This window comes from Polyangium sp. y55x31, assembly GCF_029946505.1.
GTDB lineage: Bacteria > Myxococcota_A > Polyangia > Polyangiales > Polyangiaceae > Polyangium.
On the sequence record NZ_JARZHG010000035.1, the window covers coordinates 54759 to 75312 of the forward strand.

General features: G+C 68.3%; 19 protein-coding genes. 10 read left to right on the plus strand and 9 right to left on the minus strand.

All coding sequences use genetic code 11. The features are described from left to right. Window positions 1-2: 2 nt before the first annotated feature. Both QHF84_RS39175 and QHF84_RS39180 read left to right on the plus strand, forming a co-directional pair. A complete protein-coding gene (locus QHF84_RS39175; RefSeq protein WP_281318669.1) occupies window positions 3-905 on the plus strand; it encodes a hypothetical protein in 903 nt (300 codons plus the stop codon). Window positions 906-930: 25 nt separating this feature from the next. Beyond that, window positions 931-1431: an ATP-binding protein gene (locus QHF84_RS39180; protein WP_281318714.1), complete on the plus strand. Its 501-nt coding sequence runs from the start codon at window positions 931-933 to the stop codon at window positions 1429-1431. Window positions 1432-1448: 17 nt separating this feature from the next. Here the strand turns inward: QHF84_RS39180 and QHF84_RS39185 are convergent, their stop codons facing one another. Continuing rightward, on the minus strand, window positions 1449-2249 hold the full coding sequence (locus tag QHF84_RS39185; protein WP_281318670.1) for a GNAT family N-acetyltransferase: 801 nt from the start codon (window positions 2247-2249) through the stop codon (window positions 1449-1451). Window positions 2250-2787: 538 nt separating this feature from the next. Between QHF84_RS39185 and QHF84_RS39190 the strand changes: the two genes are divergently transcribed. Further along, window positions 2788-3213, plus strand: coding sequence for a hypothetical protein (locus QHF84_RS39190; protein WP_281318671.1), 426 nt, complete (start codon window positions 2788-2790; stop codon window positions 3211-3213). On the opposite strand, the gene QHF84_RS39195 is transcribed toward QHF84_RS39190, so the two are convergent. The 3 genes from QHF84_RS39195 to QHF84_RS39205 are packed head-to-tail and all read right to left on the minus strand — an operon-like array spanning window position 3210 to window position 4972. Next, a complete protein-coding gene (locus QHF84_RS39195; RefSeq protein WP_281318672.1) occupies window positions 3210-3893 on the minus strand; it encodes a hypothetical protein in 684 nt (227 codons plus the stop codon). The two genes, QHF84_RS39190 and QHF84_RS39195, sit on opposite strands and share 4 nt — an antisense overlap. A 24-nt stretch (window positions 3894-3917) precedes the next feature. Further along, on the minus strand, window positions 3918-4166 hold the full coding sequence (locus QHF84_RS39200) for a hypothetical protein (RefSeq protein WP_281318673.1): 249 nt from the start codon (window positions 4164-4166) through the stop codon (window positions 3918-3920). Between the two features lie 32 nt (window positions 4167-4198). Further along, the gene (locus QHF84_RS39205; protein WP_281318674.1) at window positions 4199-4972 is read right to left on the minus strand and encodes a methyltransferase domain-containing protein; all 774 of its coding nucleotides are present in this window, start codon (window positions 4970-4972) and stop codon (window positions 4199-4201) included. A gap of 88 nt (window positions 4973-5060) precedes the next feature. On the opposite strand from QHF84_RS39205, the gene QHF84_RS39210 reads away from it, so the two are divergent. The 4 genes from QHF84_RS39210 to QHF84_RS39225 are packed head-to-tail and all read left to right on the plus strand — an operon-like array spanning window position 5061 to window position 10425. Next, window positions 5061-5867, plus strand: coding sequence for a tRNA(His) guanylyltransferase Thg1 family protein (locus tag QHF84_RS39210; RefSeq protein ID WP_281318675.1), 807 nt, complete (start codon window positions 5061-5063; stop codon window positions 5865-5867). Beyond that, the gene (locus tag QHF84_RS39215) at window positions 5864-6988 is read left to right on the plus strand and encodes a metallophosphoesterase (RefSeq protein WP_281318676.1); all 1125 of its coding nucleotides are present in this window, start codon (window positions 5864-5866) and stop codon (window positions 6986-6988) included. The genes QHF84_RS39210 and QHF84_RS39215 overlap by 4 nt, the downstream gene beginning before the upstream one ends. Before the next feature lie 60 nt (window positions 6989-7048). Beyond that, complete coding sequence (locus QHF84_RS39220) at window positions 7049-8983, plus strand: tetratricopeptide repeat protein (RefSeq protein WP_281318677.1); 1935 nt, start codon at window positions 7049-7051, stop codon at window positions 8981-8983. Further along, the gene (locus tag QHF84_RS39225) at window positions 8980-10425 is read left to right on the plus strand and encodes a hypothetical protein (protein WP_281318678.1); all 1446 of its coding nucleotides are present in this window, start codon (window positions 8980-8982) and stop codon (window positions 10423-10425) included. Before QHF84_RS39220 ends, QHF84_RS39225 begins: the two co-directional genes overlap by 4 nt. A 24-nt stretch (window positions 10426-10449) precedes the next feature. Here QHF84_RS39225 and QHF84_RS39230 read toward each other — a convergent pair whose 3' ends face one another. Continuing rightward, on the minus strand, window positions 10450-11289 hold the full coding sequence (locus tag QHF84_RS39230; protein ID WP_281318679.1) for a class I SAM-dependent methyltransferase: 840 nt from the start codon (window positions 11287-11289) through the stop codon (window positions 10450-10452). A 116-nt stretch (window positions 11290-11405) separates the two neighbouring features. Here QHF84_RS39230 and QHF84_RS39235 point away from each other — a divergent pair, with 116 nt between their 5' ends. After that, the gene (locus QHF84_RS39235) at window positions 11406-11822 is read left to right on the plus strand and encodes a VOC family protein (RefSeq protein WP_281318680.1); all 417 of its coding nucleotides are present in this window, start codon (window positions 11406-11408) and stop codon (window positions 11820-11822) included. 343 nt (window positions 11823-12165) lie between these two features. Here the strand turns inward: QHF84_RS39235 and QHF84_RS39240 are convergent, their stop codons facing one another. Beyond that, window positions 12166-14172 carry a hypothetical protein gene (locus QHF84_RS39240; RefSeq protein WP_281318681.1) on the minus strand — a complete coding sequence of 669 codons (2007 nt, stop codon included), beginning with the start codon at window positions 14170-14172 and terminating at the stop codon, window positions 12166-12168. A 609-nt stretch (window positions 14173-14781) separates the two neighbouring features. Between QHF84_RS39240 and QHF84_RS39245 the strand changes: the two genes are divergently transcribed. Next, entirely contained in the window at window positions 14782-17001 is a 2220-nt protein-coding gene (locus tag QHF84_RS39245; protein WP_281318682.1) for a DVUA0089 family protein, read from the plus strand. Window positions 17002-17041: 40 nt separating this feature from the next. Here QHF84_RS39245 and QHF84_RS39250 read toward each other — a convergent pair whose 3' ends face one another. Both QHF84_RS39250 and QHF84_RS39255 read right to left on the minus strand, forming a co-directional pair. Further along, window positions 17042-17557: an N-acetyltransferase gene (locus QHF84_RS39250; RefSeq protein WP_281318683.1), complete on the minus strand. Its 516-nt coding sequence runs from the start codon at window positions 17555-17557 to the stop codon at window positions 17042-17044. Between the two features lie 53 nt (window positions 17558-17610). Further along, window positions 17611-18624: a hypothetical protein gene (locus tag QHF84_RS39255; protein ID WP_281318684.1), complete on the minus strand. Its 1014-nt coding sequence runs from the start codon at window positions 18622-18624 to the stop codon at window positions 17611-17613. Between the two features lie 73 nt (window positions 18625-18697). Between QHF84_RS39255 and QHF84_RS39260 the strand changes: the two genes are divergently transcribed. Continuing rightward, window positions 18698-19435, plus strand: a complete 738-nt coding sequence (locus QHF84_RS39260; protein WP_281318685.1) for a HEAT repeat domain-containing protein — start codon at window positions 18698-18700, stop codon at window positions 19433-19435. Between the two features lie 51 nt (window positions 19436-19486). On the opposite strand, the gene QHF84_RS39265 is transcribed toward QHF84_RS39260, so the two are convergent. Beyond that, window positions 19487-20500 carry an NAD-dependent epimerase/dehydratase family protein gene (locus QHF84_RS39265; RefSeq protein WP_281318686.1) on the minus strand — a complete coding sequence of 338 codons (1014 nt, stop codon included), beginning with the start codon at window positions 20498-20500 and terminating at the stop codon, window positions 19487-19489. Window positions 20501-20554: the final 54 nt, after the last annotated feature.

Genomic DNA, 20554 nt, shown 5'->3' on the forward strand with positions numbered 1-20554 from the left:
CCATGATCGTGCGGCCGATCTCCCTTTCGTGTTCCGTGCTGCTCGTCCTCACCCTCGCTGGATGTGCCGATGAGGAATCGAGCACGGAGGTGGTGGTCGGCCTCACGACCAATATGGCCGTCGGATTCGACTTTTACGAGGTCGAGCGGACCTTGAAGGTCGACGGCGCCGTCGCAGAGAGCGAGCTTCTCGCGTATGGCGCGGGCAATCTGCTCCTCCCGGCGGAGCTACGGGTCCCGACGGCGAAGGACGGCGCTTCGATCGAGCTGTCCATCGTGGCAAAACGACTCGGCGAGGAGGAACCCGTCGTGACGCGGGCGGCGGCGACGCGTGTGATGGGCGGGCAATCCCTGCTTTGGCCGGTCGCGCTGGACGAGGCTTGCGCCGGGATCTCGTGCGGAGCGAATGCGACGTGCGTGAAGGGCGCGTGTGTCGATCCCTTCGTCGATCCGTCGTCGCTCGCGGCCTACGATCCCGCGTGGATTCAATCGGCGGAGGATGCGTGCAAGACGGCGGCGTCGGGGGATCCGGCGATCGTGGTGGGGCAGGGGCAAATGGCGTTCGTGTCGCTCACGGAGGGCGAGGTGGTGCCGATCGAGCCGGGTCCACAAGGCGGCCACCACGTCTGGCTCGCGCTCCGCGTGACCGGCCTCCGCCAGATGGGCTCGACGCTCAAGGTGAGCGGGTTCTACCCGGACATCGATTTCAAGCTGCCGCCCTTCTCCTCGCAGATCACGCTCCGCAAGGCGGGCGACCATTGCGAGATCTACGGCGTTCGATTCCAGGTGGACCGAGGCATCCCGGTCGCGGACGTCCGGGGCCTTCCGCTCGACGTCGAATTCACCCTGACGGACCCGACCGGCGACGCCGCGACGGCCCGGACGCAGGTCGTCATCGCGCCGTGACGAGACTTGGACCAGAATCCGCGTGATGAACGAAAGCGAACGAGCCGAGCGGCGCAAGCGGTGGGGCGACCGGGTGCCTGCGTGTGTCGTCTTCATCGGGCTGCCCGGGGCCGGCAAGTCGACGTATTTCCGGGCGCGGTTCGTCGACACGCACATCCGCATCAACGGGGACATGCTCCGCACGGCGGCCCGCGAGCGGTTGCTCGTCGACGCTTGTCTGCAAGGAGGGACGAGCTTCGTCGTGGACAAGACCAACGTCTCGCGCGCCGAACGAGCGAGGTACATCGAAGCCGCGCTCGAAGCGGGCTTTTTCGTGCACGGGTACTTTTTCGAGAGCCGGAAGGACGTCTGCCTCGATCGCAATGCGAAGCGCCCGCCCCACGAGCGCGTGCCGGACGTGGCCGTGCTCGGGATGCGGTCGAGGATGGAGCTGCCGTCGCGGGAGGAGGGATTCGACGAGCTGTTTTTCGTGCGCGGGGTGGAGGAGGGGACGTGGGTCGTGGAGCCGTATCGCGCGGGAACGTGACACGCGCCCCGCGCGCGTCACCCGAGCGCGTACCAGGAGAAGCCAACGACCGAGTGATACCCCATCGCTTCGTAGACCGGATATCCCATGTCCGTCGCGTGCAGCACCGTGCGACGTAGGCCCGTCGCGGCCCGTGCCTCCTCCAGCGAGCGGCGCATCACGGCGTCGCCATACCCCTTTCGACGGTGATCGGGGTGCGTCGCCACCCACGCGACGTACAGACGCCCATCGACGGGCGACGTCAGCGTGCAACTGACGGGCTCGCCGTTCACGAACCCGACATACGCATAAAAGGAATCATGCCAGTAACTGCTTCGCCCGATGGCATCGCGGCCGAGCGGAATCGGCATCCCGTACGAGAGCATGTTCAGATCGGAGAGCGCATATCGCGTCTCCTCGTCGTTCACGCGCCGGATCTCGAGCTCGGCAGGGAGGGACCTCTGCGGAGGAAGAAGCGTGTCGGTCACCATTCCCTTCGTGCCGAGCTGCCTTGTGAGACCCAGCCCCGAGAGCACCTCTTCGGCGACCTCGGGATCCCCGAGCCACGGGTCACACGCCGAGAAGAGCCAGGGCGCCCCGCTCGCCTTGCCGTACGCGATGGCCATGCGGCATCGCTCCGTGAGGTCGTCCCGGTCACGCACAGGGGAGGAGAGATGAATCAGGTTGACGAAGACCATCGGCGTGCCCGAGAGGGTGACCGTGATCCCGGGCAACGCCTCGACCTTCGCGTCGGGGAACCTGCCGGCGAAGATGCTCCACATCCGGATCATCTGATCAACCGACTCCACAATCTCGTCGTTTCGTTCGTGCTGGCTCATGGGTGACCGGGCGGCAGGTTATGCCGTCGCCGCGCCGCGCGTCAATGATCCTGTATCCATGACCGGTTCGATGCCTTGATGGCCGAGCCCCGTCCCCGACATCACGTTTTATTGCAGCACAAAACGAACGCGTCGCCCGCTTTGGGAAAACCGAGGCGGCATGCTATCGAAGAGGGATGCGACCCATTCTCCTTCTCGGTTGTCTTCTGGTCACTGCAATGACCACCGGCTGCGTCGCGACTGCGCGTGGCGGCGCGTACGCGGGCCGTGACGATCGTTGGGACAGAAACCGGTCCCGCACGACCACGTACCGATCGACGCCCTCGCGTCCGAGTGCGTCCCGTCCGAGCACGACGCGTCCTTATGCCAGCCACGCGAGCGACGACCATTGTCCCCCGGGGCACCGCTGGTCCGACGGCCGCTGCCACCAAGCCGGCAAGGGGCACGATCCGAACAAGCATCGTGGCCATGGCAAGGCCAAGAAGAAGTAACGACGGAAAGGACCACTCCGGCGTCGATCCGGGTTACCGTGCCCTGCATGAGCAACGCGAAGCCCACCTTCCAGCTTTCTCCAGGCTCGCCGCGCGCCGCGGGCATCGAGGCGGTATGGAGCCTTCTCCCGCTCAAGATCCCGACCGGCTGGGCGATCCGGTCGAACACGATCATTGCACGAAAGCTGCCGTCCGGAGAGGTCCAGACCAATGATTCGGAAGACCTCTTCTGGGCCGTCAAGCTACCTTCGCCCAGCACCCACGTGTATTCGACGGATCCGGCCTCGCAGTGGCGGGAGATTCACGTGGACGCAGGCTGGTATCGTGACCATTTCCGGATCGTCGTGCTCGATCCCGACTGGGATCACGTGCGGCACACGTTCAGCACCGCGTCCCTGGAGGAGTTCCTGCACCGCCTCGAAGCGTGGCTCCTGGAGATCGCAAACGACGGGGACGTGCGGAACTTGACCTAGCGCGCGCGCCGGACGAGGACCGTGACCCCCCAGAACAAGAGCGCGCCCGGCAGACCCCCCACGAAGATCGGCAGGAGTAGCTCGATCGTCAGCGGCTCGGGCCGGCGTTCGAGGTACCACGCGACCGCCGGGAGCGAGCCGAGCGCGACGGCGACGAGCGCAATACAAAAGCCGAGGCGCGCGAGCGCCGTCCGGCCATGCACGAGCCCCGCGACGAGCCCGAACAGAGCGGCCACGACGATCGCCGGGGCGAGCGCGCCGGGATCGCCGAACCACATGTCGAGCCAGCCCGCGCGGATCACGGCCCCGGCCACGCCACCGCCGGCGGCGATGCCGAAATTCCTCGCGGCGCGCAGGCTCTCGGGGTCCGCGTGTTTGTCGTCCATGGCCGCGCGGATCTCGGCACGCCCGGCGGCGATGATTTCGCGCGGATCACGCCCTTCGCGTCGCAACGTGACCGCGGCGAGGACGAACATCAGGACGAGCGCCGGCACCTCGGTGACGATGAACGTGAGGCCGGCGGCCGCGAGCGGATGCGTCGCGGGATCTTCGCCGAGCTCGGCCGCGAGGAACACCGCGTAGGGACCGGTTCCGCTCGCGACCCAGTGGATCGTGAGCGCCAGCGCCGCGGCGCAGAGGAGTCCGCCGAGGATCCGGACGCGGAGCGGGAGAGGGTGCACGGCGTGGGAGCGAGGCGGCTCGGGTCAGGGTTTTTGGATGGGCTTTTGGGTCTCGCAATCCACCTGCTCGACCCACGGCGGATTCGCGGCGTGCGTGATCGTGCAGGTCCCGTCTTCGTTGCGGGTGAAACCTTCCTTCACGCTGCCGAGGTTCGGCACCCAGCTCTCGTCCTGCGGCTGCGGCTTGGGGGGCTCCTGCGTCGCTCCGCCGCAACCCGCGGAGATCGTGACCACGAACGCAGCCGCGAGCCGCGGAGCTTTTTTGCGTCTCATCCTGGCGAGTAGATGCGAACGCCGCCGCCCCGTCAAGGAGCCGAGACGCGCGTCGCCACGACGAACCGGCGCGTGAAAGGAAACGGCGTGCCGTAGGGCCGGGCAGGGTAGTCCGATTGCAACGAGGGTCGGAGCGTGTCGAGGAAGGCCGCACCTTCCTCGGGGCCGAGCGCGGTCACGATGGGGCGCAGCGTGGTGCCGAGCAGCCATTGCAAGACGGCGTCTTCGCCGGGTAACACGTGCAGGTACGTCGTATCCCACGCCTCGACCGTGAACCCGAGGCCGACGAGGTGATCCAGATAAAACGAAAGGGGCTCGGCGTGCCCTCGGCGCACGTCACGGAGCGCTGCCGCAAAGCGGGGCAGGGCGCGGACCTCTTCCACGCGCCGATGCGAAGGCGCCTCGAAATTCGCGGGGATCTGAAAGGCCAGGATTCCCTCCGGGGCGAGCAGACCGGCGAGGTGCGTGAGCAGGGCGGCGTGGTCGTCGAGCCAGTGGAGGGCCGCATTGGAGAAGAGCACGGAGGCGGGCCCGGGGAGCGGGACACGAGCGAGATCGGCCTGGAGGAAGCGGACGCGAAAGGACGCGTGTTTCGCCTGCGCATCCGCGAGCATGGCCGCGGAGCTGTCCACGCCGAGGATCTCGGCTTCGGGCCAGCGCTCGCCGAGGGCGAGGGTCAGGTCGCCCGTGCCACAGCCGAGGTCGACGACCCGCGTGGGAGCCGCGGTCCTCACCTGCGCGAGCAAATCGAAAAACGGTCGGCGCCGCGCTTCGCGGAACAGGTTGTATTGCTTCGGATCCCACATCGAACACGGCGCACGTAACACGGCCGTGCCGGGGTTGCCATGCAGGATCGTCGCGACGAAGGCCTCGGGCTGCTACCTTGGCCGCGCCATGAAGTTCGATGATCTCGAAGCGAAGATGCGGATCTTCGAGACCGCACACGATCACCACGTCCTGCCGGGTATCTACATGGTCGCGCGCCTCGACGGCCGCGGCTTCACCAAGCTCGTCCGCGAGCGCAAGCCGTTCGAGGCGCCCTTCGACGTCCGCGTCCGCGACATGATGGTCGAGACCACAAAGCACCTCATGGACTGCGGATTCCCCGTGGTCTACGGCTACACGCAAAGCGACGAGATCTCCCTCTTGTTTCGCCGCGACACGGACGTGTTCGGCCGCAAGCTGCGCAAGTACGAGTCGATCCTGGCCGGCGAGGCGAGCGCCAAGTTCGCGCGGCTCCTCGACGATCACGCGGCCTTCGACGCCCGCATCTCGCAGCTCCCCACCGAGAAGGACGTCGTCGATTACTTCCGCTGGCGGCACGAGGACGCGCACCGGAATGCGCTCGGCGGGCATTGTTACTGGCTGCTGCGATCACAAGGGCTCTCGGATCGCGCGGCGACGCGGCGGCTCGAAGGGCAATCGGTGGCGGAGCGAAACGAGCTCTTGTTCCAGAACGGGATCCAGTTCAACGAGCTGCCGGCGTGGCAAAAACGCGGGGTGGGGCTTCATTATCGCGACGTCGAGCACGTCGGCCGAGACGGGCGCGATGGAAGCGCCGTCGTCACGACGCGGCGCAGGCTCCACGTGGAGTTCGAGTTGCCGCTGGGGATGGCGTACACGGCGTTCGTGCAGCAGCGGATCGAGGAGGCGACGCCGGCGAAGACCCCTCGGGGGGACGAGGAGCGCCTCGAACCATGACCGGACGTCGTCGCATGTTCGTGATGGGCGACCCGCAAGCGCCCATGGCCAAAGTGCTGGCCGTGCTCGAAGCGCACGCCGCGCTCGGCGCAGACGGGCGGCTCGCCGAGGACGTCGTGCTCGTATCGATGGGAGACCATTTCGATTACGATCTCGACGATCCCGTGGGCGCGGGGGTCGAGGGGCTCCGCACGCTGCGGTGGCTCGCCAATCATGATCCGGCGCAGGTGCAGCTGCTCTTCGGCAACCACGACGCGGCGCGGGTCATGGAGCTGATCCGCCTCGACGACACGTGCTTCGCGGCGGCGCGCGCGCTCGGGCGCTCGATGGCCGAGATTTGGCGGCGCGAGGGCAACGAGGCCGTCGCACGGTGCAAGCAGTTGTTCGCAGAGCAGTTCCCCGATGTGCCGACGCCAGGGCTCGCGGCGCGTGATTACGCGTCGTACAGCGAGGCCCAGCGCGAGCTCGTCATCGAGCTCTTGCTCGCCGGCCGCTTTCACCTCGCGCTTTCGGGCGTGCTTCCCGATGGCCGCGAAGTGCTTTTGACCCACGCGGGCGTGACCCAGCGCGAGCTCGTCCTGCTCGGCCTGCCGGACGAGCGCGACCCGCACCGGCTGGCCGCGGCCCTCGAGCAGCACATGCGCGCGGCGATCGAGGCGCGGCGCGCGGAGTGGCAAGGCGGCGCACGTACGCCTCTGTCCCTCGCACCGCTCCACGTCCCCGGCTCCGCGGGCCAGGAGGGCGGCGGCCTCCTGTACCATCGCCCTGTGCGCGTCGATCGGCCAGGCGGTGATCCCACGTGGGAGCTCGATCCCGCGCGCCCGCGCCGCTTCGACCCGCGCTCGCTCCCGCGAGGCCTGAGGCAGGTCGCAGGTCATACCGGCCATCGAAAGTGCAAGGCGGAGCTCGGGGACGATTGGCTGACGGAGGCCGCGCGCGAGCACGAGATCGGCGGGATCCGCACGCTGCGCATCGAGGGCGACGCCGTCCTCTACGACCTCGGCGTCCTTCCGGGCCGGACCGGCGCGACGGACCTCCATCTCGTCGACGGCGAGATGCGGCACGTCGCGGCTTCCGATTACCCGCTCCTCCCGCTCGCCGAGCTCCTCGTCCCCGCGTGAGCCCACGGCGCCCTGCATGTCACTTGACAGACATGCAGGCGCCCCTGTCCGATGGAGCCTATGCCTCGCTCGGCCGTTTCGCTTTTCCTCGGCCTCGCACTGCTCGCGCCCGCCGCGTGTGGAGGAACTGCGCCGCAGGAGTCGGCGCCCAAGGTGGCCACGAGCACCGCCGCGGGCGCCTGCGAGGCCAAGACCGAGGGCGCGTGCAAGGCTGCGTGCGACGGCGGAAACGCGGCCTGCTGCGAGCGTCTCGGCGACCTCGTGATGCAGGATCGCGACCGCGGGCCTTCGCGGGTCCGTGCGGCGTCGGAGGCGCTCGGCAAGGCGTGTAGCGGCGGCCGCGCACGCGGCTGCCAGAAGCTCTCCCGGCTCATGCTGTACGGTTTTTCCGGGGCGCTCGACGCCGACCCCGTGCAAGCCGCGACCCTCGCGCGCCGCGCCTGCGACGGCGGCGATCCCGCAGGATGTGGTGATCTCGGGAGAATGCTTCTTCACGGCATCGGCGCCGACGTCGACGAGCAACGCGGGGCCCCGCTGCTCGCGCGGGCCTGCGACGAGGGCGACGGCGCGAGCTGCGACGTGCTCGGCACCGCGCTCATCTTCGGCCTCGCCGTGACGCCGGATCAGGAGCGCGCCTTGGAGCTCTTCGTCAAGGCCGCGCAGACGAGCGAGAAGGGCTGCGCCGCCGGTGATCCACGCGCTTGTCTTTCCCTTGGAAAGGCACTCGTCCTCGGGCGCGGCGCGCGGCGGGAGCAACCCCGCGCCGCGGCGCTCTTCCAGCGCGCCTGCATGGCGGGGCTCGCCGACGGATGCAACTGGCTGAGCGTGGCCTATACGTACGGCCTCGGCGTCCCGATCGACGCGCCTCGGGCCCGCGCCCTCGCACAGCAGAGCTGCGAGGAAGGCAGCCCCCACGGCTGCGGCACGCTCGGCACCCTCCTCGCCTACGGCGTGGGCGGCGCGCGTGATCCCGACGAAGGGGCCGCGGTCGCGCGGCGCGCTTGTGACGCCGATCCCTCGGCCTGCATCCACCTCGCCTCGGCGTACGACAAGGGCGCGGGCGTACCCGAGGATGCGCAGAAAGCAGCCTCGCTCTACCGGCGTGCATGCGCCGCCGGTGACGTGCAGTCCTGCATGGCGTTCGGGCTCGTCATGGTGCGAGGCGAAGGCATCGCGACGGACAAGCAGGGCGGCTACGCGATCGTCTCCGCGGCGTGCGACGCGCGCTCCCCCGACGCCTGCACGGTGCTCGGCAAGCTCATCCAGAAGGGGACGACGGCCGCGCCGGATCCGACGCGCGCACTCGCGCTTTTCCTGGAGAGCTGCGAGGCGGGCGCGCCGATGGGCTGCGAGCAGGCGGGCATCAGTTACGCCGAGGGGAAGGGGGCGGCGCGCGACGACGCACGCGCGGCCGAGCTTTTTCGCCGCGCGTGCGATAGCCAGCAAGAGAGCGCGTGCCTCGAGCTCGGCGTCTTTCGCGCCGAGGGTCGCGGCGGCCCGCGCGACGAGGCCGCGTCCACCGCGCTCCTCCAGAAGGCGTGTGAAGCCAAGATCGACATCGGCTGCACGCTCGTCGCCGCGAAGCCGGCCGATCGCGCCGCCTTGCACGCCAAGCACCGCACGAAGGTCGACGAATGCAATGCGCTCATCGATGTCATCAACGTGGGCGTCGAGGACCTCAACAAGGCGCCGGGCCCGGACGCGACGACCGATCCGACGGGCGCGCGCGCGCTCGGCAGCATGGCCGATGTGATGGACCGCGTGGCGCAGCAGGCGGCGGGCGTCCGCCTCACCGTGCCCGAGCTCGTCCAGTTCAATGCCGATTATCGCGGCATGGCCGTCGCCGTCGCGAAGGCCGCGCGCGCCATGGCGAAGGCCGCGGACGCGCAGGACGCCGCCGCGATCACCGCCGCGCAGGCCGACCTCGACAAGGCGGTCAAGCAAGAGGACCCGCTCGTCGACGCCATCAACGCTTTTTGCCAGGAAAAACAATGATCTTTCGTCCTCGAATCCTCTCGCTCGCCGCCCTCGCCGCGCTCGCGCTCTCCTGCTCCAAATCGCCCCCGACGCCCGAAAAAGAGGCCACGGCCACGCCGAGCGCCGCGCCCGTCGCCCCGAGCGCGAGCGCGAGCGCCACGTCGGCCGAGCCGCCGAAAGCGACGATTCCGACGCTCTTCCCCGAGCCGTTCGAGGGCACGAAGGGCATGTGGGTGGACCTCTTCGCCATCGAAGGCGCGCTCATCGTCACCGAGGGCCTGCGCGTCGGCCGCATCGTCGAAGAGCGCGTCGAATGGATCGGCAGCATCCCGGACGGCAACCAGTCCCTCGGCGGCAACCGCATTTCCTCCGTCCACGGCTTCTGGCCGGACGGCGTCGACGTCCTTTACACGACGAACGAGGGCCGCGCGCTGATGCCCACGCTCTTCCCGCTGACCGGAAAAGGCGTGGAGCGCAGGTTCGGCCCGGGCGGCGGGCTCGGGTGGATCAATGGCACGACGCGGCTCGGCAAGACGACGCTCGTGGTGGGCTACGACGGGGACGGGGGCCACCGCATCGAGACGGTTCGAGGGCCGACCTGGGTGCAGAAACCCCTCGACGCCGAGAAGGGCGGCTGCAAGGAGGACGAGGTGCGAAAGGCCTGGAGCGGCGATGAGGCGGCGCTCGCGCTCCCGCCCCGCGCCATCGCCGGGACCGAGGCCGGCACGCTCGTGACGCTCGGAAACCTCTGCGAGCGGGACAAGAGCCCGGCCGCGGAGGTCTGGGACCAACCGGGCAAATCGCGCATCGTCGAGCTCGGCAGCATGATCAAGGAGCTCGGCTACTTCCCCAAGATCCTCCGCGGCAAGGGCGACGACCTCTGGATCGAATCGAAGCCGGTGCTCCATTACAACGGCGGGAAATTCGAAGCCTTGCCGACCCTGGACAAACCGCTCCAGAACCTCTTCGTCTCGCCGAGCGGCAAGCTCCACGCCATCGCGGGCCGATCGATCGTCCGCTTCGACGAGGGCAAGTGGACGACGATCGCGAACTTCCCCCGGCCCATGCGGTTCAGCACGATCGCCATGGATGAAAAGGAGACGATCTGGGTGTCGTACAGCGGCGTGTCGCGGCTGCGCGAGACGCAAAACGCCGAGACGGAGGACAACTGCGCGACGCCGTTCGTGTACCTGTACGAGGTGTCCTGGAAAAACGACGCGAAATACACCTATCCGACGACCTCGAAGGCGCTCTCCACGTTCCCCGCGGTCGCCGACATCGGGCTCGTCGAGTATTACGACGACGGCCGGCGCCTCGGCGTCACGGTGAAGAGCAAGGAGCAAGGCGAGGCCGTCATCGCCCACGTCAAGGCGAACATGAAGGACGAGCACCCCGAGCTCATCTGTTACGCCCCGAGAAGCCCCCGGGTCATCGAGATCAAGGCCGCAAAATCGAAATGAAGAGCGCCCGTGCCCGCCCGCGCCTCACGCCGCGCGCGGGCATCCCGTGAAATACAGCGCCGACCCCGCGACGCCTGCGTCCCATTCGTAGGCGTCGCCGCCGGGCACGGAGCGCGCAATCGAAAGGAGCTCGTCGGGCGCATACGCGCGAATCGCGGAGACCGTGCCGTCCCAAGCCACGAGCGCCGGGATCAGCGGGAGGAGATACGTCAGCGCCCAGCGCGACGCCCGCAGCGGGCGCACGAAGGGGACCAGGACAAACGAGCCGACGAACAACGTCGCCATGTTGACCCCCATCGCCACCGGCGCGAGCACGGTCGGCAGCCGCCGCAGCGCGGGCGAGGCCGCGACGTCGAAAAAACCGAGCGGCTTGCCGTCGCGCACGATGGAGGCAACGAGCGCCGTGACAGCCTCGGGCGGGAAATGGTGCAGCGCGCCCCACATCGTGCGCACGCCGTCGAGCTCGGACGGGACGGAGAGGGCGTCGACAGGCTCTTCGCGATAGACGAGCCTGGAGTCGTTCCTCTCCGCAACACGCGCGCGGCCCGCCTCGTTCGGATACCGGTCCGTCAGGACGAACCGCACGTCCTCGCGCCCCGCATCACGCAGCGCGCGGATCGCGTAGAGCGCGCCGCCGCCGCCACCCGAGCACACGTCGATCACCTGCGTCTTGCCGGTCCGATCGAGGAGCGCCTCGAGCTTCGGGACGACCCCGCGGTAAAACCCCAGGCGATCAAAGCCAAAATCGAGGAGATCGGTGCCCCCGTCGCGGACGGCGGCGGGCATCCAAGGGAGATCCTCGAGCTCGACGAGTTGCATGCGGCGCACGATCGCGATGATGAGGGCGCCCGCGCCGCACTTCAAGGCCCACGCGCATCCATCCCCGCCGGGCTCGGACCGCCGCCGGAAAAATGCACGGGCGACCGATGAGTCTTCGCCGCCCCGGCAGTCCAAGCCCCAGAAACCCCACGGAGGCACCGATGAACGAGCTCGAAACCTACCTCTTCTTCGATGGCAACTGCGCGGAGGCCATGCGCTTCTACGAGCGCACGTTCGGCGGCAAGATCGAGTTCATGATGAAGTTCGACGAGGGGCCGGCCCCATGTCCCGAGGGCAGCGCCGGGCGCATCATGCACGCAAGCCTCACCCTCGGCGCCCGCCGGCTGCTCGCATCCGACACCGTGCCGAAATACCCACACGAGGGCTTCAAGGGCTTCTCGGTGTCGCTCGGCTTCGCATCCACCGACGAGGCTCGGCGAGTCTTCGACACCCTGGCCGAAGGCGGCAAGGTGGCAATGCCGCTGAGCAAGACATTCTGGAGCGAGGCGTTCGGCATGGTGACCGACCGCTTCGGCGTCCCCTGGATGATCTCCGGCGGGAGCGAGACGAAACCCTGAGCATGGGTTGTCTCATCGGGGGGCGTGGAGCCGGGGCGCTGCCCCGGGCCCCGCGGGGGCTATCCGCCCCTCGACCCGGACCAGCGCAAGCGCTGGACCATTTGGGGAAGAACTGCGCGATGCGCAGTTCTTCCCACAGGCCGGTGGCAAGACCAAAGACGGCGTTGCCAATCGAAACGTCCGCGCCGCTGTCTTGGCTGGCAGGGTCGTCGCCGGTCTTGACTCGGCCCGTTCGATGAACTGCGCATCGCGCAGTTCATCGACCCCGAGTCCAGCGCTTGCGCTGGTCCGGGTCCAGGGGTGGACAACCCCTGGTCGGGGTCCGGGGTGAAACCCCGGCGGCTCAAGGGATGTCCACGCACATGATCAGGGCATTCGTGTTCGAGGGCCATTTTGGCCCGTCGTCTTGCACGCTGTAGAGCACCTCGTAGGTCCCCGAGACGACCTGCAGCGTCTTCGGGAATGTCGACATGTCGGTCGTGTCGTTCCACGTATCGCCGAGGCTGAAGGTTTCGCCTGTGACCATGCTGCGCAGACGGATGTTGCCCTCGTCGAGGTCTCCGGAGTTCGACGTGGTGATGGGCGCGCCGTCGAGGAGCAGGTGCACGACCACGTTCGACACGGGGATGTTCACCGTGACGGCGCCGTCGTTCAGCAAGGAGAGACCTTTCTGGATGAGCGCGTTCGTGTTCGAGGGCCAGTTCGGCCCGTCGTCCTGCACTGCGTACATCACGTCGTAGTTGCCCGAGACCACTTGCAGGGCCTTTGGATACGTCGGCATGTCCGTGGTGTCGTTCCACGTGTCGCCGAGGTTGAAGACCTCGCCCGTCGTGCTGCTGCGCAGGCTGATGTTGCCTTCGTCGAGATCGCTGCTGTTTGCCGCGCTGAGCGCGGCGCCGTCGAGCGTCACGCCGAACGTCACGTTGGTGACTGGAATGTCGACCGTCACCGGTCCATCGCCGGTCAGGGCCAGTGCCGCTTTGACCAACGCATTCGTGTTCGAGGGCCAGTTCGGCCCGTCGTCCTGCACCGCATACATCACGTCGTACGTGCCCGACACGACTTGCAGCGTCTTCGGATACGTCGGCATGTCCGTCGTATCGTTCCACGTATCCCCGAGGCTGAAGGTTTCGCCCGTCGTGCTGCTGCGCAGGCTGATGTTGCCTTCGTCGAGATCGCTGCTGTTCGCCCCGCTGAGCGGCGCTCCGTCGAGCGTCACGCCGAACGTCACATTGCTCACCGGGATGTCGACGGTCACGAGGCCGTCGCCCGTCAATGGCAATGCCGCCTGGATGAGCGCATTCGTATTCGAGGGCCAGTTCGGCCCGTCGTCCTGCACCGCATACATCACGTCGTACGTGCCCGACACGACCTGTAGCGTCTTCGGATACGTCGGCATGTCCGTCGTATCGTTCCACGTATCGCCGAGGCTGAAGGTCTCGCCCGTCGTGCTGCTGCGCAGGCTGATGTTGCCTTCGTCGAGATCGCTGCTGTTCGCCGGGCCGAGCGGCGCTCCGTCGAGCGTCACGCCGAACGTTACATTGCTCACGGGGATGTTGACGGTCACGAGTCCGTCGCCCGTCAATGGCAATGCCGCCTGGATCAGCGCATTCGTATTCGAGGGCCAATTCGGCCCGTCGTCCTGCACCGCATACATCACGTCGTACGTGCCCGATACGACCTGGAGAGTCTTCGGATACGTCGGCATGTCCGTCGTATCGTTCCACGTATCACCGAGGCTGAAGGTCTCGCCTGTCGTGCTGCTGCGTAGGCTGATGTTGCCTTCGTCGAGATCGCCGCTGTTCGCCGCGCTGAGCACCGCGCCGTCGAGCGTCACGCCTAACGTCACATTGCTCACGGGGATGTCGACGGTCACGGCTCCGTCCGTCATCAGGGGCAATGCCGCCTGGATCAAGGCATTCGTGTTCGACGGCCAGTTCGGCCCGTCGTCCTGCACGGCGTAGAGCACGTCGTATGTGCCCGCGACGACCTGCAAGGCCTTGGGGTACGTCGGCATGTCCGTCGTGTCGTTCCACGTGTCGCCGAGGTTGAAGACCTCGCCCGTTTCGGTGTTGCGGAGGCTGATGTAGCCTTCGTCGAGGTCGCTGCTGTTTGCCGGGCCGAGCGGCGCGCCGTCGAGCGTGACGTTCACGAGGACGTCGACCACGGGGATGTCGACGGTGAATGCGTCTCCCATCGCGACGACACAACCGTCGCCGCCGCTGCCGCCGTTGCCACCGGCACCGCCCATGCCGCCGCTGCCGCCGTTGCCGCCCATGCCGCCGGTGCCGCCGTTTCCACCCATGCCACCAGCGCCCATACCGCCGGCGCCCATGCCACCGGTGCCCATACCGCCAGCGCCACCGGCTCCGCCAGCGCCACCGGCTCCGCCAGCGCCACCGCTGCCGCCTGCGCCGCCGCTACCGCCAGCGCCACCGCTGCCGCCAGCGCCACCGGCTCCGCCAGCGCCACCGGCCCCGCCTGCGCCACCGGCTCCGCCGATGCCGCCGCTGCCGCCCGCGCCGCCCATCCCGCCGCCGCCGGAGCCCGCATCGCCCCCGCTGCCCGCATCACCCCCGCTGCCCGCATCGCCGCCCGAGCCATTGCTGCTGCTCGAAGAAGTGCTTTCTCCGCGCGACGATGTGGACGGCCCCTCGTCACCCCCACATGCCGTCAGGACGAGCAGCCCTGCAAAGCCCACGAATACCCACGACCGAAAGGTCCGCCTCGCTCTCGTTCCCACGGATGCCCCTGCTCCTCGCTGGCCTTGCGCCGGCCCAGGGACCGAACGAACCCTGACCCCTCGCGCATCGCGCCTCTACCACCGTTTTCGCGTCGCGGTCAACGGCCATCGAAATGGTGCGCGAGGCCGAGCGGGGCGGCCGACGTCGCTGCCGCGGGCCTGGCACGCTGCGTGCTCGTTGCCGCTTCATCGACCGTTTCGTCGAGAGGAGGCGATATGCTTTTGCGTGATGGTTTTCTTGCGCTCGTGTTGACGGGGCTCGGAGGATCGAGGGGATGCGAGGTGCCCACGTCACCGCCGCCGGACCCAGGAGCAGGCGGCGGCGCGAGCTCGACGGGGACCGGAGGCACTGGCGGCGACGCAGTTGGTGCTGGAATTGGCGGCTCGGGCGGTGAGGGTGGTGTTGGAACGGGCGGCGCAGGCGGCGGTGACGGCGCCATGGGAGGCGCGGGCGGGGCAGGGGGCAACCCGAACGTTTGTGGCGACGGAATCGTCGGCGACGACGAGTCGTGCGATGACGGCAACACGGCCTACGGTGATGGCTGCGACCCGCAGTGGTGCATGGTGGAGCATGCATATGCCTGCACGGGCTCCCCGAGCATTTGCGTGACCGTCTGCGGCGATGGCCTGCGCGCCTCGGTGGAGGCGTGCGATGACGGAAACACGGTGAACGGCGACGGCTGCGACGCCACCTGCGAGGTCGAACCCGGCTTCGTATGCGGCGAGGGCGAGCCGAGCGCATGCTGCGCCTACGACGAGGATGTCTACAAAAGCAATGTGCCGCTCGGCCAGCTCGTCTGCGGGAGCATCTCGGCCGCCGGCGAGGTCGACGAGTACGTCTTCACGCTGCCGACGACCGGCGACGTGCACATCGAGACGTTCGACGGCGCGGGGCCAGGTTCGTGCAGGCACCCCCTCGACACGCTCATTCGGCTTTATGCGGCCGACGGGCAGACGCAGATCTCCTGGAGCGACGACGGCGGGATCGGCGGTTGCTCGCGCATCGATGGGATCGGCGACGAAGGAGGAGCCAAGGATCCCGCGGCCATTGGCCTTCCCGCAGGCACCTATGTCCTGCGTGTCGAACGATACCCCAATGACGGCGTCATCCCGGCCTATACGCTCCTCATCGAGGCCACGGTCTGCGGCGATGGTTTGCTCCAGGGCAGCGAACCATGCGACGGGGGCGCGAGCTGCGACGCCAATTGCCAGGTGACGGCGGCAGGCGTGGGGGAGAGCATCGAGACCGCCGAACCTCTCCCTGCATGCCCGATGTCGTACGGATCGGAGGCGCGCCTGCATGTCCCGAGCTGCTTCCCGCCCGAGGGCGCAGTCCATTGGTACAGCCACGTCGCCGCGGACAAACTGCTCGTGGTCACCGCGGACGCGGAGGGCCCCGTGGCGCTCTTCGACGAAAACGGCGAGCTCATCGAATGCGCCGCGCCCCCGACGGACGGGCCGCTCGCCACGGTCTCGAAGCCCGGAAAGACCTACCACGTGGCCGTCGCGACGCCCACGCCCATCACGTGCTTGACGATTGAAGATCGACCCTATCACGGGCTCGTCGGTGACCTGACGGATCTCGGCGTCACGTTTTCTTCCGGCGCCGCGTCCGCGCGCTCGATGACCTTCAGCGCGACCCACGTCTACATGGGCACGCCGACGCGGGTCTTCGTGTTCCCGAAGAGCGGAAACACGATGGCGACCGTTTATGGCACGGCAAACGGCCTCACCACGGCGCACCTCGGCGACGACCTTCTTCTCTTCGGGGATTCGTTGTTCTCGCTCAGCACCGCAGGCAGCACCCAGAACTGGATCTGGCGGATTCATGACGTCCCGACGAACACCTGGGGGCCGACCGCCTGGGACCTCTCGCCCAATTACGCCCCGAACTCTCCCTCCCTGGCAATGGCCACCGATGGGACCACCTTGTTCTACGTCACGAGGGGCTCCGATGGCGTCGACCCAGGCCAGGTCGAGTTTTACGCTCTCTCCCCCGCCGCGCCGGCACAGGCGCAGATCATCGGCTCGACGACCCAGCTCCACCTCGCGACGGGGCTCGCCGTCGATGCACAGCATTTCTACGTCGCCGCGGTGGGCGCCGGCGGATACGGCGTCTATCGACTCGCGCGCGCGGACCTCGCGGCCCCGCCCACGAAGATTGCGCACCTCCGGGATTATCTCGGCGTCGCGAACACCCGCACGACCGTGGTGCTCGACGACGTGCAGAACGCCGCACACCTCTACGCCCGGGACGAGTGGGGCGACATTCGTGTCGTGATTGATCCCGGCGGCGACGCGCTCGACGCGGGTGTCCTCATGAAGAGCATCTCCGGCCACAGCGACGACGCGATGGGCTACGACGGGGCCGAGGGTGTCCTTTATCTCTACGCGAAAGATTCGCTCTCCACCGGCCGCGCCTACAAGATGCATTGACCCACGACACGTCCGCCGCGAGGGCCTTGCAGATCGAGCCTCAAACGGCGCCGAACTCGGGCCGGTAGCGGACCACGCCGGGCCGCGTGCCGAGGAAGCCCTCACGTAGCGAAAGGGCCATGAACGCCTCGTCGTGCCCCGGCACCTCCCAGCGCAACCCGAATCGCGCGGCGGGCTCGAATCCGAAACGAGGATAATACGCGGGATGGCCGAGCACGACGACCGCGCCGTGCCCGGCCTCCCGCAGCCGTTCGAGCCCCTCGCGCACGAGCGTGCTGCCAATGCCCTTTCGGTGCCATGCGGGCAGCACGGCCATCGGCGCGAGCCCTTGCGCGACCTCGCGGCCATCTTCCCGGTCGATCACGACGGGCGAAAACAGGACATGGCCGACGACGCAGCCGTCTTGCTCCGCGACGAGCGAAAGCGTGACGGCCTCGGCTCGGCGAAGCGCATCGACGAGCGACGCCTCGCCGGGACGGCCGAACGCGCATTCGTTCACGTGGCGCACGGCGGCGATGTCGGTCGGGACCTCGGGGCGCACGAGGAGGGAACTCATGGCGGGCGAGCGTGGATCGAGGAAGGAACGTTTGCAACGGCCAACCGCGCAGGCTATCGCGGCTGTTCGAGGGATCCCAGCTCCTTCAAGAGCTTCGCGCGTGTCGCCGCTGCACGCTGATCGAGCGTCTTTCGTAACTCGAGGTCCTTCACCTTGTCGCGCTCCGCATCCCAGTCGCCGATGGCCACCGCATCCACCCAGGTGAAGAGATCACACAGATCCTGCGGCATCTCGTCGCTCTTGCTGCACCGGGCCCGCAGCTCGTCGCGATCCTTGCGATAGGCCTCCGGAAACGAGAGCGAGGTGAGGGCATACGCCCCGTTCACGAGCGAGAGCACGGCCGGAATGATGGGCGCCGCGGGATACGAGAGGGCCGGATCCCCCGCGTCGGGATTGAAGGGCGGCCAGAAGACGTAAAACCCCTGGAGCTGCCAGGCGGGTCCGGGGCGGTATTTCACGGGGACGAACGCAGTGGCGGCGTCGCCCTTTTCCCACATGAGGATCCGCCGCGGCGGGGAGACGAGGCTGATGACGTAATAGGTGTAGCAGCAATGCGCGCCCATCGAGCTCTCGGTCATCACGACCTCGGGGACGCCGTCGCCCGTGAGGTCGCCGCAATAATCGGCGCCGAGGGTCTGGCGAAAGACGTCCGTGCCGGCCCGCTCGGTGCGGCCGTGGGCCTCGTACACGACCTTCCCGTTCGGGCCGTGAATCCGGACGAACCCCAGGCTCCCCGGGCCCGCCTCGCGCAGGTTCGCGACCCGAAACACGCCGCAGGCCGTCTCGCCATCCATTTCGATGTCGGTGAATCCCGCGGGCAGCGGCATGTTCCACGAGGAGGGCATGTCGTCCTCGGGCGTCGTCGTCGGCGGCGGCGAGGAAGGCGCGGCTGCGGTGGACGTGCTCGCAGAGGCCTGCGGCGCCGTGGTGGCCTGCGGCGTCGTGGTGGCCGGCAGCGGCGTGGTCACCGGCGGCGGGGGCGCCGGCGCGGTGCAGGCGGCGAGGAAAAACGCGAGCAGCGCGGCCTTGGGGCCACCGACGCGCGCCGAGATCGATCCGAACACCATGCATACAAGGTAGCTGCGGCGGCGCGGCGCGTGGAGACCTTTCTTTTGGTCCGAGGCCAGGGTAGTGGGAGGCGTGAGTTACGAATCTCGCCTCGAAGGCCTCCTCGCGCTCGACCCGCCGCCCGATCCCGCGCTCGTCCCCGCGCTCCGGGCCGCCGTTGACGCCATCGCGACCTTGCCCGGCGTCGAACCAGGGCGCTCCTCGACGTGGAGACTCACGCCCATCGGCGGCGGGCTCGTGAACGAGCAAGCGTTCGACTGGGAGGTGCAGGTCGAATGGCTCCGTCGCATCCTGGCCGAGGTCCTCGCACCCCGCGGTTTGTCCCTCATGGGCAAACTCGAAGCCATCGGGGAGGACGACGAACCCCTCGCCGTCGTGCGCGTCGAGGCCTCCGGAATCGTGGTCGAGGCCGTCGAAGCAGAGCCGGACGATCCCGAGGGATGGATCGATTTGCTGAAAAACGGGAGCGAGGAAGATCGAGCGATCGCCGCCGAACAACTCGCCGCCTACGACGAGCACGTCGCGGTCCCGGCCCTCACCCGCGCGCTCACGGATCCGAGCGGGGACGTGCGCAGGCGCGCGCTCGAAACGCTCGGCCAATTCGAAGAAGCCGCTCTCCCGGCGCTCGATGCCGTCATCGGCTGCCTTTCCGACGAAAACCCCTTCGTTCGTTACTGGGCCACCTTCGCGCTCGGCCGGATGGGAAGCCGGGCGGCTCCTGCGCTGGGGCGCCTCGAAGAGCTGACGCTCGACACGGCCGAGGGCCCGCGGTATGGCGCGATCGACGCCATCCGGCGAATTCGATCCTGAAGAGCACCTTCGCCGGCGTGCGCGAGCGGGTGACTCACGCGGCCTCGAATTTCACATCGCCCCCGCCCGCGCCCGCCACGCGGCCAGGATTCGTTGCTCCTTGCCTTCGTCGATGCCGAGCTTGGGCAACTCGGGCCGAGGTTTTGCTTGCCAGCCTGTGCGCATCAGCGCCCACGTGTCCGCGATCGTCTCGATCATCGGGCGACAGCGGAGCCCGAGCCGTTCGGCGCGCGGGCCGGCCATCTGCCACGCGGCGCCGCATTCCGTGTTCATCGGCGCCCAGATCGGGAGCTCGCTCCACGGCTCGACGTCGTGCGCGAGGAGAAAATCATCTTCGACCCACACGAGGTTCGCCGAACTCTCCGTGACCTTCGCGCAATCCGAAAGGAATGCACCGAACGTCGGATGCCCCAGAGGTCCGGCGACGTTCAGCGCGCCTCCTTCGCCGCGTTCCAGGAGGTCCAAGGTCAATGTCGCGACGTCACGAGCGTCGATGAGCTGCATCGACACCGCGGGTGATCCCGGCGCGAGCACCTCACCGCCGGCCGCGATCCGCGAAAGCCACCACGGAAGCCGACCGACGTCCTCGTACGGCCCAACGATCACGCCCAGGCGCAAGAGCAACGCGGCATTGCCATAATGCTCGACGATGGCCCGCTCGCACCCGGCCTTGAGCGTCCCATAATCGCCGTCGTCGGGTCCGGCATCCGGCGCGCAATCGTACACACGGCTCGTATCGTCGACCGGGAGCCGCGGCCGATCGACGTAGACCGACGCTGACGAGGCAAACGCATACATGGGGGCGACCTCGCGCAGCACGGCCGCGGCCTGGCCGACCACACGCGGCACGTAGCCGCTCGTATCCACCACCGCGTCCCAGCGCCCGGCCCGCAATCGTTCGAGATCGGCCCGCTCGGTCCGGTCCCCGCGAATCACCTCCACGCCGGGCGGGTCGCTGAACCTTCGTCCGCGGTTGAACGTGGTCACGTGGTGGCCACGCCCGAGTGCCTCCGTGACGATCGTTCGACCGAGAAACGCCGTACCGCCGAGAACGAGGATCCGCATGCGGACACCATGCCCGTTCGAGCCCGAGATGCCAAGTTTGGCCGCCCCCCGCCG

What these genes read in the sequence shown, in the direction of transcription:
- QHF84_RS39210 (WP_281318675.1), top strand. Translation starts at nt 5,061, where the DNA reads ATGAAGTTCGATGATCTCGAAGCGAAGATGCGGATCTTCGAGACCGCA.
- QHF84_RS39225 (WP_281318678.1), top strand. Translation starts at nt 8,980, where the DNA reads ATGATCTTTCGTCCTCGAATCCTCTCGCTCGCCGCCCTCGCCGCGCTC.
- QHF84_RS39215 (WP_281318676.1), top strand. Translation starts at nt 5,864, where the DNA reads ATGACCGGACGTCGTCGCATGTTCGTGATGGGCGACCCGCAAGCGCCC.
- QHF84_RS39205 (WP_281318674.1), bottom strand. Translation starts at nt 4,972, where the DNA reads ATGTGGGATCCGAAGCAATACAACCTGTTCCGCGAAGCGCGGCGCCGA.
- QHF84_RS39175 (WP_281318669.1), top strand. Translation starts at nt 3, where the DNA reads ATGATCGTGCGGCCGATCTCCCTTTCGTGTTCCGTGCTGCTCGTCCTC.
- QHF84_RS39240 (WP_281318681.1), bottom strand. Translation starts at nt 14,172, where the DNA reads ATGGGCACCGGTGGCATGGGCGCCGGCGGTATGGGCGCTGGTGGCATG.
- QHF84_RS39190 (WP_281318671.1), top strand. Translation starts at nt 2,788, where the DNA reads ATGAGCAACGCGAAGCCCACCTTCCAGCTTTCTCCAGGCTCGCCGCGC.
- QHF84_RS39265 (WP_281318686.1), bottom strand. Translation starts at nt 20,500, where the DNA reads ATGCGGATCCTCGTTCTCGGCGGTACGGCGTTTCTCGGTCGAACGATC.
- QHF84_RS39250 (WP_281318683.1), bottom strand. Translation starts at nt 17,557, where the DNA reads ATGAGTTCCCTCCTCGTGCGCCCCGAGGTCCCGACCGACATCGCCGCC.
- QHF84_RS39185 (WP_281318670.1), bottom strand. Translation starts at nt 2,249, where the DNA reads ATGAGCCAGCACGAACGAAACGACGAGATTGTGGAGTCGGTTGATCAG.
- QHF84_RS39180 (WP_281318714.1), top strand. Translation starts at nt 931, where the DNA reads ATGAACGAAAGCGAACGAGCCGAGCGGCGCAAGCGGTGGGGCGACCGG.
- QHF84_RS39245 (WP_281318682.1), top strand. Translation starts at nt 14,782, where the DNA reads ATGCTTTTGCGTGATGGTTTTCTTGCGCTCGTGTTGACGGGGCTCGGA.
- QHF84_RS39220 (WP_281318677.1), top strand. Translation starts at nt 7,049, where the DNA reads ATGCCTCGCTCGGCCGTTTCGCTTTTCCTCGGCCTCGCACTGCTCGCG.
- QHF84_RS39200 (WP_281318673.1), bottom strand. Translation starts at nt 4,166, where the DNA reads ATGAGACGCAAAAAAGCTCCGCGGCTCGCGGCTGCGTTCGTGGTCACG.
- QHF84_RS39255 (WP_281318684.1), bottom strand. Translation starts at nt 18,624, where the DNA reads ATGGTGTTCGGATCGATCTCGGCGCGCGTCGGTGGCCCCAAGGCCGCG.
- QHF84_RS39235 (WP_281318680.1), top strand. Translation starts at nt 11,406, where the DNA reads ATGAACGAGCTCGAAACCTACCTCTTCTTCGATGGCAACTGCGCGGAG.